We start from the raw sequence: 11,943 nt of genomic DNA, 5'->3' as shown, positions 1-11,943 counted from the left end.
AGTTAGCGAAGCATGACCGTTTTTTTACAACTATCTGTACTATGCTTCATCATATCGTTCTAAAAATCTTGCTACGATTCGATCAGCTGATTGAATCGCCCCTTCCAAATGTCCTCCCTGTTGATCAGCCGTCTCAGTGCCCGTAAAAAATATGCCCTCTCCCCAAGGATCTCCGTAAACAGGGCCATAATTTGGATAGTCACGAAGTGGTTCGGCGTCTTCCTCAACAGCTGTATCGGTGTCGCTTGACCAATCTTTAAATAGTAGTGTATTTACATTCTCGGCAGCAGGCCCATAAAGTCTAGCCAATTGTTCCAACACAAGCTGCATGAGTTTATCTTCGCCCAAAATCTTCCGCTTTTTTGCCTGTAAACCAAAAAATCCAAATAGCGCACCTGTTCCTGTACCTGGTGAAGCATCATGAATTTCTTGTAAAGGGCCCACCCAACTTGATGCAAAACCGGAGAGTCCAGCTTCACGCCAAAATGGTCGGTCGTAAATGGCAATCACTTTAGCTTGACCAGCCATCCATGTTGGTTTATCAATTAAAAAAGACTTCAGTTCATAAGGAAGTTCTGGCTCGAATTTAATATTTTTTTCAACCAGCCGTGGTGGAATAGCGATAATCACTGCAGTTGTGTAAAATTGTTTTCCATTGGCTTCTAAGGAGATTGTACCGTCTTCTTCTTGATGAATCGAAGTTACACGTGTATTGAGCTGGATTGCTCCTGACGGCAAAGTAGCACTAAGCGCCTCAATCAGAGACTGTACTCCACCAACAAATCTTAGCGAGGGCTCCATTGCCCCCTCTGGCAAAAGATGCTGTTGTGGTGTTTCATGTTGGGAGCGTTCTAGGAGCATTCGTCCTTCGTTAAATTGATTAAAAGTCTCCAAACCCAGTTCTTTCGTGAGCTGAGTAATAATTTTCTCAGAGCGTGGCCAGAACCATGTGGGTCCAAGATCGAATTTTCCGAGTTCAGGATTGTCTAAAACCTCTAAAGTCAAAACTCTACCACCAATACGATCTCTCGATTCTAAAACAATGCATTCTATACCGTGAGCGGTGAGTAACGATGCTGCGCGAAGTCCACTCAAACCTGCACCAACGATGATTACCGGAGCATTTTTTTTAACTTGGTTTCTCATTGTTTCTCTCCTTCTCCATGTTTCAGCAGGGAGTCACATATGTTAAAAGATTATCTTCTTTATATGATGATATTGAGTCACTCTCAAATTGTATCCGCTACGTTGAAAGGGGCGCTCTAAGAGCAAAAAATCGACAACATTATTTCATTATAATGTTGTCGATTTTCATATCAATTAGCCAATTTAAGAATTTTGTCCTTAAGAACATTTTTTTGATTCACACCAACCATGGTATCAACGAGCTTACCATCTTTAAACAGCAACAAAGTTGGAATACTTCGAATGCCAAATTGTGAAGCTAATTCGGTTTCTTCGTCGACATTAACTTTTGCCAACGTCGCCTGTCCTTTCAGTTCATCAGCTAATTCTTCCACAATAGGAAGCTGAATTTTACAAGGCCCACACCATGGAGCCCAAAAGTCTACCAAGGTCACACCGGACTGGATTTGATTTGAAAACGTATTTTTTGTCAATGCAGTTGCTCCCATTAGAAATACCTCCAATAAATATAATTTTCATCAATCATATATTATTCAATTGATTGATTGAATTATAAAACTGAAGTCTATATCTGTCAAGAATGAAGAGATTTGCGAAGGATTTATCATTTGGTCATGCTCAACACGGCACGGAATCGTGTCTTAGCCGACATCATTTTTTCATATGCTTCACTAGCTTGTTCCAACGGGAAAACTTCGATCATAGGTCGTACATCGGTCAGTACACTAAATCGAACTGCCGCATCAATTTCCTTCGATCGTCCTGTAAACGAACCCCGAACAGTATGGGGGCCCTTCAGAAAGTCCATGGCAGACAGTTCTAAACGTTCACCAGAACCGGCTACAATAATGAGCTCTCCATCTTTTCCTAACCCATCAATTAATGTGGAAATGACTTTTGCATTTGGTGCTGTAGCAAGAATAACTTTTGCTCCCCCTAGCGCTTGTAAAGCTTTAGCAGGATCTTCTTTTTCGGAATCAATATAATAATGTGCCCCAAGTTCCCGAGCAAGCTTCTCTTTATCACTACCACGAGATACTGCTATGGTCTGATACCCAGCTTTTTTTGCGTATTGTACAGCCAAGTGACCAAGTCCACCAATTCCGGAAATCGCAACGAGGTCCCCTGGTCGGGCTGAGCTATTTCGCAGTGCACTAAATGTAGTTTCTCCTGCGCACATCAAAGGAGCTGCTTCTTCAGAAGACACTTCATTAGGTATGTGGGTCAGACTATCTTCAAATGCTACCATGTATTCAGCATAGCCTCCATCCATAGTCAGGCCGGTAACATGATCATGTCCTCCATGCCATCCAATACCTACTCGTTGTCCGATTTCCCATCTGGTAGATCCAGATCCTAACTCCGTCACGATTCCGATCACTTCATGGCCTGGTATCCGCGGATATTCTGGGGAAGCACCACCAATGGCCATGGAATCACCGTTACATACGCCGCACGCTTCTATACGGAGAAGTACTTGCCCTTCTTCAGGTACGGGAATAGGAATTTCAACTAATTTCATGGATTCGCCTTTAGCAGGAACTTGTATCGCTCTCATCATAGTCATAAGATTGACCTCCTTAGATTCTGTTATAGAACTTTCTTAGTATATGATATAGTTTAATATTACTTAATTGTTTAATTGAATAATAAAATTATTTTGGTTGCATTCCGCTTATTTTTTGGGCAAAGCTGGTATAATATAAGGAACAAGATCCTGTCCTCAATATGGTTTAATAACTTTTTCCGTTGAAACAAAAAAGACGCTAAATAGCGCCTTTTCCTTGCAATAATATATGTGTAATTATTAATATATTATGAAAATGACAAAGTAAAAAGCTACAGTGCTGAAAAAATACGTACTGTTAGACCACCCGAATATCCCTCTAATGTTGCAGTCAAATCTGCATGATTCACTGTTGGCTTCCATTCCCCCTTCACACTCTGGTTAACAATATGTATATGGCACTTCTCACCTCCTGATGATTTGTGGCGTGAACACGCCTATTAAACGAATAACTCTAAAATGATGACTCCATAAGGCGGCATACTAACCTCGCCTTCTATCCATGTATCAGTCAAAAGATCTTTACTCGACTTCTTCATCGTGATGATGACCGATTCACCCGAGTAATTCAGCAAAAAGAGATAAGAGGTTCCGTTTGAAGCTCGAATCCCCACTTCAACTTCACTCGGTACATCTAGCCAGTCAGTAACCGGGGAAGTTAAGCCCAATTCATCTATAAGGGAATCAACTACCGGTTCGCTATAGGCAGCACCATAATACCATGCTTTTCCAAGACCGACTATGCGTCTTGTTAATGCAGGCTCACCTTTATAATATTCAGTTGAGTACGTTGCTACAATGTCCACTTCGGTTTTCTTTACGCTGAGAATTTCATTAAAACCAACAGCCTTTGTACCTAAAGGTAACCGGCTGCCCTCCCAATGCAACTCTGCTGGAAGAACGCTACCCTTGATTAAAGTGAAGTCTTCAACATTTATTCCGCAAAGCTCAGCCACAGGTCCTGGGAATGGTCGCATATAGCATTGTCCGCTCGTGTTCTTATAGCCGGTACGCGCGCAAAAGATTATGGTCCCGCCTTGTTCAACATATTTTGTGAGAAGGTCAGCTGTTTCATCAGTCATGATTGCTGGATGCGGATACACAATTACCTTATACTTGGTCAAATCCTCCATGATGGTCTCCTTGCGGAGTGTAATAAGATCCGCTGGAATATGACGGTATTGAAGCTGTTTATACCAAGATCGCTGACTCTGCCACTGAAGAGGTCCATGCCATTTGTCAAACTCTCCATCCCAGATATTATCATAATCCTGCATGATGGCGATTTCGGCTTGGTATGTTGTACCCGCGATCAAGGAGCCGATCTTGGCAAATTCCTCACCGACTTGAGCTACTTCACGCACTCTGCGATTTGGTTGATTGTGATAGTCGTTAATTCCATGCCAATAAATTTCGGTGCCCATTGTCGCTGTCCGCCAACGAAAGTAGACTAGTAAATCGGTTCCGTGCAATACCGACTGATACGACCACAGCCGGATTTGTCCCGGTCTAGGCGAACCCATCTCAATCCGATCAACCCATCCCCCCGGCCCAGCCTGCTGCTCCATGATGCAGAAATTCGACGAAATAGATCGGACGTTAGACAAGTTCATACTCCATGCACGGTCTGCAAGCGGGTCTTCGTCACCCCCAGGAAATATCGTCGAAAATTGAGGATAGGAATCGTATGAAAAGAAATCTAGAAGCTTATCCGTTAACTCGTGACTATCCAGATGTCCAAAAGTTCCGTTAGTAGTGATCCAATGGTGTGGCGCAAGTTTCCGAATGATTTCCGCTTGAATCTTAGCAAAAGAAATCGCATTTGCAGATATAAAACGTTTCTCGTCCAACGCAAGATGTGGATTAGGTGAACTGTTGACCATCGTCCGTGTTAGATATATCTGTTCCCAATCGGTATAAGTCTGGCTCCAAAATATTGTCCCCCAAGCCTTATTCAAATTGTCGAGTGAGCCATACCGTCCCTTTAACCACTCCCTGAACGCAATATGGTCTGCTTTGGAATAAAACACATTCATCTCGCAGTTCAGTTCATTATCAATCTGCCAACCAATGACTGCGGGGTGATCTTTGTAAGCTTCAACCATATTCCTCACGATGATTGAGCAGAAATCTCTGTACTTCTCACTACTGTAGTTGTAGTGCCGCCGCATACCGTGCCTATATAACACGCCATCCATGTTTGCGTTCAATACCTCAGGATACTTGTGTGTTAACCAAGCTGGCGGCGTGGCAGTCGGTGTCCCTAAAATAACCTTTAATCCATATTTATGTGCCAAGTCCATTACCCTGTGAAAAAAACTGAAATCAAATCGGCCTTCTTCAGGCTCAAGCATCGCCCAGGAGAATTCTGCCATGCGAATAACCGATATGTTCATCTCCCGCATTCGACGGAAGTCATCTGCCCATAACTTCTCCGGCCAATGCTCTGGATAATAACAAACGCCTAGTGTCAATTCATCCATTTGGATTGATTTCCTCATTTAATCTACCTCCTCTTATTTCATCATTTAACGAACAATTGTTTTTTTTGGATTGCTCTTGAATGCGCATATCTTTAGTCTGCACTGAAACTTGGTATTGGCCCTCCTTTTTTTCGATAGGCTATATTCTCTTCAAAAACTAGTTTAACAGCCTCTAGTTTTAATTTCTCCAAATAGTTTTGATCGATTCCCAGTTTTCTCTACAAAAAATCCCTCTCCGGCAATAGACACAAATTTTGACCTCGATTTGATCAAGAGCTTGTACCGTTAAAACAAAAAAAAGCCACAAAATAGCGACTTTTAATGTTCTCGTTCCTCGATAGTATTAGAGGTTAAATAGCTAAATGTGCCCTCAGTGTAGAACCTGCGTATTCGCTTCTGAACAAACCTCTTTCAACCAACTGCGGCATCAGTTTTTCAAAGAATATTTTCATAGATTCTTCTGAACCGCCCGGAAGAGCTATAAATCCGTCAATAGCCCCAGCCTCAAACCGCTGAATAATCTCGTTCAATACGTCATCAACCGTTCCAACGGAGACCCAATGTGCAGAACCAACGACCTCAGGTCTTGCCAATACCTCTTCCACTGTAGGCTCATACTTCGTAATATACCGGCGCAAAAGCTCAGCATGTGTCCGGCTGCGGACTGGCTGATTTGGATCGGGAAGCATATCGGCAGTTACGCAATGATCCAACTCAAAGCTGCTTAAATCAAGGCCAAGTACTGACTTGAGCGATGCATGTCTGCGCTCCACACTCAAATGAGCATGTGCAGACTTATGCAATTCATGCGCTTCCTCGCGAGTTTCAGCCAAGAAAAAATACAATCCTGGCAAAACTTTGATGGCGTTCGGATCGCGTCCATGTTCCTTGGCTCTTCTTCTCAGATCGGTTCGTAATTCCAGGCCGGACTCAAGATCCGGCATCGCCGCAAAGATAGCATCCGCTATTGAAGAGGCAAAATTTCGCCCTGTATCTGACGCGCCTGCTTGAAATAAAGGAATGGACCCTGATGTATGGGCAGGCAAAGTAAGCGGCCCCCGGACACTGAAAAAATCACCTGAATGATGGATTGAAGTAACCTTATCCTTATCAGAAAAAATGCCTGACTCCCGATCAATCACAATTGCTTCGTTCGGGAAACTTTCCCAGAGCTTGCGAAACGACGTCAGTAAATTCCATGGCTTTCGCATATCTTTCTTGCGGTGAAGGCATAGGCGAATCACCGAAACTTTCTGCCCCTTCAATCGAAGTCACGATATTCCAGCCAGCACGTCCGTTGCTGAGCCAGTGTAACGACTGAAGCTGCCTTGCGACAACATACGGCGGATTGAACGTAGTGGAAATTGTTGTCACTATCCAATTCGCTCGGTTTCACGAGCAATCGCCGCAAACATCATTGTAGGGTCAGGACTACCAAAAATACTATCAACCTTTCTCTATAGAAAAATAATGTTGCGCCTAGGAAATGTTCCGATCAGTGTATGCTCAAGTAGGCAAAGCCAACCGAGTTAACATCCAGGACGAATGCCTCTCCATAGCAACAAGCGCTCGGTGATCATAAAGTGACCTTTCAGTTAATCAATAATGATTCTCATTATCAATTATAGTGTATCAAGAACTACAAAAATTACAAATACACAAATTATGAATGTTATATGTATAAAGACAAAAGCCCTCGAACCTAGAGGGCTTTTGGGATAAATCAGCTATTCATTTGAGTCTAGTTTTGTTTCACTCATCTGCACCGATATTCACGGCCTTCCCTTTCACGCGAGGCTCCCCGTCGATATCCTCGGTTCCGATGATGGTGTTATCCGTTGATCCTGAATCGATCGCTGGTGACGAGGGCTGCAAATGGAAGTCGCCATTCGTGGCATTCACGAATTTAGGATCGACAAACAGAGAATGCGCATCGTTACCCGTTCCCGATTTGTACGTGGCGAATCCCGTATATTCTTTATCTTTCCAGGTCCAGTTGGCTCCCGAACTGCCACCAGGTGCAAAATATAAATTATAATCAACAACATTGCCGGAATTTTGGGTATATCCATTGTAGATCAACACATCAGTCGAACTCGCTACGAAAATATTGTTCTTAATCACGTTGTTTCGTGTATCATACTGAACTAAAAGCTGGCCGCTTCCATCGTCCAATGTATCGTTCTTGTACAGCGTATTGTTCACGATCTTGCTGTTTACCGTTGAGCCACGTTCGTCATCATAGGCGCCCATAGCAATGCCGGTCAATCGGTTGTTATATATCACGTTACTGCGGACCGTAATATTGCTGGTGGCTTTGCCGGCATGCTCGGAGGCTATTTCGACACCGATGTCATTGTTATAGCTGTAGTTCTGCTCAATAATGTTGTCCTTGCCCCCATCTACATAAATGCCGCCGGCCGAGTTGTCATCGCTCTTGTAGGATGGGTTATTTCGAACCGAATTATTGTACACTCGGTTGCCCTTTACCAACCCGTTTCGCACTTGATCGAAAGCAGTATTCGGTGCGGTTCCTTCAAAGCCGATCAGATCGATTCCTATGTTGTCGTTATCGTGAATGAGGTTGCTGGTCACTGCAAAGCCGTTCACATTACCGTTTAAAACAAGCGATTCGCTGGAGCCGAGCACGAGATTGTATAGTTCATTGCCGCTGATTGTAAGGTTGTGAATCGATGCAGGAGCTTTCGTGCCATAAACAGCGATGCCGTGAGCGTCCCGTCCCAGCCGGTCCTTTCCGGTTGGGGTGGCCGTGTTTTTGATGTCGTGGATTTTGTTATCGGACAGATTGATGAAGCTCCCTGCACCGTGAACGTAAATGCCTGTAGGCACTGCGTTCTTGGAAGCTGTGGTAAAATTGCGGATTTCAAACCCCTGGATGGTAACGTAATCGACATCGGCCAATTCGATTAACCCCTCGTTCCCGCTGACCGATAGGCCTGTTCCGTCAATAATGGCGGTTTCGTTGCCATAACTTGCGAACACGATGGGGCCTTGCGAGGCGGAGCCAGAGCGGGTGATTTTCAGTTTCTCCTTGTAAACACCGCCTCGGACATAGACCTTGCTGCCTGGGGAGACTGTGTCAGCCGCATGCTGGAGCGTTTTCCACGGCGCGTCGCTTGTTCCCGCGTTGGAATCGCTACCAATTGTCGACACATAATATTCGGTACCAGCGGCAGAGGCGGCAGGAGTCTGTAGATTACCGATTGCAAGGCCCAACCCCAAGCTTAAACCTACAAGCAAAAATTTACCGAGTTTCTTCAAGAATTTTCAACTCCCATCCTAATTTAGCTTTCGTCTAATTAACGTTATCATCAGTTTACGGCTTCTTGCAAGCGAAGAACGTCCTCTACCGTCCGTCGGTAAGCTTTCCGTAAAAGGGCCGACAGTACCCCACACGCATTGGTGAATTGCAGTAATTTTTCGCTTTGACAAAGAAAACCTAATAAAACACCCCTGAAAATATTATGTATATTTTCAGGGGTGAATAGCTAACTTAATGCCTCCAATAACACTGACCACTGAAATAAAACATATTGGATGCCGCCTGTATGAAGGGCCTTTATGATCACACACCATGGGAAGACTGCCGATAAATTTCATCGACAGCCCTTCTTTTCCAAGTAGTATACTCCTCAATCCTGTTCGCTGGACAATTCCTTGAGCGATTTGATTTTACCATGGGGATGCTGTTCTTGCTTTCGTGACTTCCATGCAGCTTCTTTCCTTCTCTTCTGGTGAGCCATAACAGATATCCTCCTTTGGAAATTGTGAATGTATACTACTTCCTTAAGTTGTCATTTCTCGTCTCTATTCATTCATAAAATTAAATTCGTTGGGTTTTGTTTTTAGTTAGCGGGCATCTCGTTAAAGAATGTGATGTCGTCTATCGGCAGCCGAGTTGTCTGATGACCCGGTTGTGCCGCTTTACCGAGTGCAATCAGCATGATTGGAATGTAGCGGTCTCTAATACCGAACGCTTGCTTAAGCTCGGCCGCATTATAGCCACCCATCGCGACCGTATCGTAGCCGTGAGCACGTGCAACCAGCATGAGCTGCTGGGATACAATACCACCATCGATATGAATGACTTTGTGAAGGCTTTCCTCTGGTAACGAAGCATACGTATGAATCGATCTTTCTACGAACGATTTAGCGGTATCTTCCGCTATATAGCCATGTTTTACTGCTTCGCCGAAAACTTCATCGAGCTTCTTATATCCTTCCGTATCACCAAGCACAACGATCACCGCTGCAGCCTCAGTAACCTGGGATTGATTATAGGCGATGGGCTGCAGTTTTGCTTTCAATTCCTCTGTTTCAATAACCAAGAAGCGCCAGGGCTGAACATTACTCGAAGAAGGTGCAAGCGACGCTTCTTTCAGAATATCCTTAATTTCCTCGTGAGATAGACGAACCGATTTGTCGTAATGACGCACAGAGCGGCGCTCGCGGATGACATCGGCGAACAAGGCGGAGCTCTGGCCAGTATGAATTGAAGTTGACATTATGAATCCTCCTTTTAAATAAATACTGTTTTTTATTCAGCACAGTTAAATTCAGACTTTGCGGCTAGTCAGAGCTTGAATTCCTACTAAAACGAAGTACCTTGAAAAATCCAAAATATTTACGCTTCTGCGCACAGACATAACTGTGTTCATTATCACACAGATAACCTTAAAAATTAACGCTGCGCGCGGCTTGCATTTAACTGTGGTTTATATTGCACAGTATAAAATCTAAGCAAGCCGCTGTCAACCGTCTTTTTCCAGGTCCATCTAAAGCTTGGCTTCCAGTTGGTTGGCGAGATCTGCAATTGTGTACTTGCTTAATACTCCGCGTATGCTGTCGTCCATTTCTTGAGTAATATCCTCAAGCGTAGATTTCATACATTTACCGAGCGGATGCGTGCCAGCTGTCTCGGTAATACCGAAGGAAAGCCTGCTGCCTGAACGAAATACATCATATACATCAACCAGTTGTATAGATTCTGCCGGTTTCCTAAGGTGGTACCCACCGTCACGGCCTTCCCGGGTCCCGATAAACCCTTCCTTTGCGAGAACGGAAAGTATGCGGCGCAGCAAAGAAGGCTCCGACTGAAGATATTTGGCGAGTTCAATACTTGGACAAGCTATGCTTTTGTCTTCCTGCGACAATATAACAAGCGCTTGAACAGCCAGTCCAAACCACTTTGGGTGCTGAGTCGGCGTACAATACTCCTGCTTCAACCTTTACTCTCTCCTTCCAGCTTACTCATAAGTAGTATGAGTAAATTCTACCGAATTCCCTAATATGCTGCAATAGACGAGCTTACATCCAATATATATTTAAATATGATATTGACCTTTAAATGCGAAAATCTCATTAACAGCTTGGTGATATCCACCAGTTTTTTGAAAAGATTCTCTCATATGTGCAACAGCTTTTTTGAATGGGAGGCTTAACACATGATCTGCGGCTTCACGCAATTGATTTGCAGTCAAGCTTTCCATTTGTAACTTAATACCTGCTCCCATATTGGCGACTTGTCCTGCGATGATCGGTTGATCCGCGCTTTGCGGGATTATAATCAGCGGAACCCCGTAATATAGACCTTCGTGGGTACTGTTCATTCCACCATGTGTAATAAATAATTTAGTGTGTTGCAAGATATCCGTTTGTGGTACATCATTTTTTACGATGAAGTTTTCAGGAACTTCCCCTAAATCGGAAACTTGGGTTCTATTCCCAATCGACATGACAATTGTATGATCCGTGTTCCCAAATGCCTCAATACAAATCTTATAGAAGTCAATTGCTCGGTTAAAGACTGTACCCAATGAGATGTAAATTGTTTTTTTTCCCTTGATTGCAGTAAAATCGAAGCTTTCTTGCGTTAATCGTGAAGAGATGGATGGACCTACAAATTTATAAGTTTGGTCGAATGCTTCTCCATAAGGTTGAAACTCTCTTGTTGTATATACGATTGTAAGTGGTGCAGGATTACAAAACACTTCGTAAGGTGAATGGATCTCCACTCCATATTTCTCCTTTACCATTGCCGTCAGGTTTTGAAATTTATCATTTATAGGTTTAACTATATCTTTAGGGACATTAATGGAGAATTGTTCCATAATATGATTGAATGATTCTTTTGTCTGGGCGAAAGAAGTACAAGAATTGATTGCAGGAAGCTTAAGAATTTGAGCAAGTATACGTCCACAGCCAAACATGGAATCATGGATGATATAATCAAAATGCTCTCCTTTGATCTGTTCGAGAACGCTTGGAATGATGATATCTGCCGTAAGTAAAAGACCGTTAATTCTTTCCAGCAAATAATCTCTTCCACCTGAGATAAAAGCTTTTATAAATTTTTGATCGTCAAATGTTCGTACTGAAGCTCCCGTCCTCTCGATACGCTCCCGAAAGGCTTCTATAGAAAAGTACACTACCTCTTCTCCGCGCGAAATAAGCTCCTGTACAACTCCAATGGTTGGATTGATATGTCCCTCTGATCCACCATTAATAAATAAAACACGCGCCATTTCAACCGCTCCTTAGTTCATTTTCTTCAGTAAAATTATCCGTTTCTGATTCTAACATGTTCTCTGAATTTCAGGGTGCTGCTTCTCTAATGAACATTGTAGCTGCTTTCTCAAGTTAATATACTTTCAATCGTCTCCGTCTCCATAACTTGTTTATTATTCTTTTAAGTTAGTAGGTTGTAAGACGACATTTGAATTAATT

At 43.3% G+C, this 11,943-nt stretch carries 9 protein-coding genes and 1 pseudogene; all 10 read right to left on the bottom strand.

What is annotated here, in order from left to right; genetic code table 11:
• Positions 1-39: 39 nt before the first annotated feature.
• The 10 genes and pseudogenes from MMB75_RS06645 to MMB75_RS06600 all read right to left on the bottom strand — a co-directional run bounded on the left by MMB75_RS06645 (position 40) and on the right by MMB75_RS06600 (position 11,741).
• On the bottom strand, positions 40-1,146 hold the full coding sequence (locus MMB75_RS06645; RefSeq protein WP_031461494.1) for a flavin monoamine oxidase family protein: 1,107 nt from the start codon (positions 1,144-1,146) through the stop codon (positions 40-42).
• Positions 1,147-1,316: 170 nt separating this feature from the next.
• Positions 1,317-1,634, bottom strand: a complete 318-nt coding sequence (gene trxA / locus MMB75_RS06640; protein WP_025364931.1) for a thioredoxin — start codon at positions 1,632-1,634, stop codon at positions 1,317-1,319.
• 116 nt (positions 1,635-1,750) lie between these two features.
• A complete protein-coding gene (locus MMB75_RS06635) occupies positions 1,751-2,713 on the bottom strand; it encodes a zinc-binding dehydrogenase (protein ID WP_016820854.1) in 963 nt (320 codons plus the stop codon).
• 440 nt (positions 2,714-3,153) lie between these two features.
• Positions 3,154-5,214, bottom strand: coding sequence for a beta-galactosidase (locus MMB75_RS06630; protein ID WP_045244553.1), 2,061 nt, complete (start codon positions 5,212-5,214; stop codon positions 3,154-3,156).
• 332 nt (positions 5,215-5,546) lie between these two features.
• A pseudogene (locus MMB75_RS06625) lies at positions 5,547-6,635 on the bottom strand (NtaA/DmoA family FMN-dependent monooxygenase); the annotation flags it as partial.
• Positions 6,636-6,948: 313 nt separating this feature from the next.
• Positions 6,949-8,478: a right-handed parallel beta-helix repeat-containing protein gene (locus tag MMB75_RS06620; protein WP_045244552.1), complete on the bottom strand. Its 1,530-nt coding sequence runs from the start codon at positions 8,476-8,478 to the stop codon at positions 6,949-6,951.
• Positions 8,479-8,849: 371 nt separating this feature from the next.
• Positions 8,850-8,960 (bottom strand): DUF6254 family protein, encoded by a 111-nt coding sequence (locus tag MMB75_RS06615; protein ID WP_014599788.1) that lies wholly within the window; start codon positions 8,958-8,960, stop codon positions 8,850-8,852.
• A 102-nt stretch (positions 8,961-9,062) separates the two neighbouring features.
• Positions 9,063-9,722, bottom strand: coding sequence for a nitroreductase family protein (locus MMB75_RS06610; RefSeq protein ID WP_045244551.1), 660 nt, complete (start codon positions 9,720-9,722; stop codon positions 9,063-9,065).
• 270 nt (positions 9,723-9,992) lie between these two features.
• Complete coding sequence (locus MMB75_RS06605) at positions 9,993-10,442, bottom strand: RrF2 family transcriptional regulator (protein WP_016820848.1); 450 nt, start codon at positions 10,440-10,442, stop codon at positions 9,993-9,995.
• Between the two features lie 99 nt (positions 10,443-10,541).
• Complete coding sequence (locus MMB75_RS06600; protein WP_045244550.1) at positions 10,542-11,741, bottom strand: macrolide family glycosyltransferase; 1,200 nt, start codon at positions 11,739-11,741, stop codon at positions 10,542-10,544.
• Positions 11,742-11,943: the final 202 nt, after the last annotated feature.

This window comes from Paenibacillus sp. P2(2022) (assembly GCF_029522175.1).
GTDB lineage: Bacteria > Bacillota > Bacilli > Paenibacillales > Paenibacillaceae > Paenibacillus > Paenibacillus polymyxa.
This window is presented reverse-complemented; position numbering and strand designations above follow the sequence as displayed.

What these genes read in the sequence shown, in the direction of transcription:
- MMB75_RS06645 (WP_031461494.1), bottom strand. Translation starts at nt 1,146, where the DNA reads ATGAGAAACCAAGTTAAAAAAAATGCTCCGGTAATCATCGTTGGTGCA.
- trxA (WP_025364931.1), bottom strand. Translation starts at nt 1,634, where the DNA reads ATGGGAGCAACTGCATTGACAAAAAATACGTTTTCAAATCAAATCCAG.
- MMB75_RS06635 (WP_016820854.1), bottom strand. Translation starts at nt 2,713, where the DNA reads ATGACTATGATGAGAGCGATACAAGTTCCTGCTAAAGGCGAATCCATG.
- MMB75_RS06630 (WP_045244553.1), bottom strand. Translation starts at nt 5,214, where the DNA reads ATGAGGAAATCAATCCAAATGGATGAATTGACACTAGGCGTTTGTTAT.
- MMB75_RS06615 (WP_014599788.1), bottom strand. Translation starts at nt 8,960, where the DNA reads ATGGCTCACCAGAAGAGAAGGAAAGAAGCTGCATGGAAGTCACGAAAG.
- MMB75_RS06610 (WP_045244551.1), bottom strand. Translation starts at nt 9,722, where the DNA reads ATGTCAACTTCAATTCATACTGGCCAGAGCTCCGCCTTGTTCGCCGAT.
- MMB75_RS06600 (WP_045244550.1), bottom strand. Translation starts at nt 11,741, where the DNA reads ATGGCGCGTGTTTTATTTATTAATGGTGGATCAGAGGGACATATCAAT.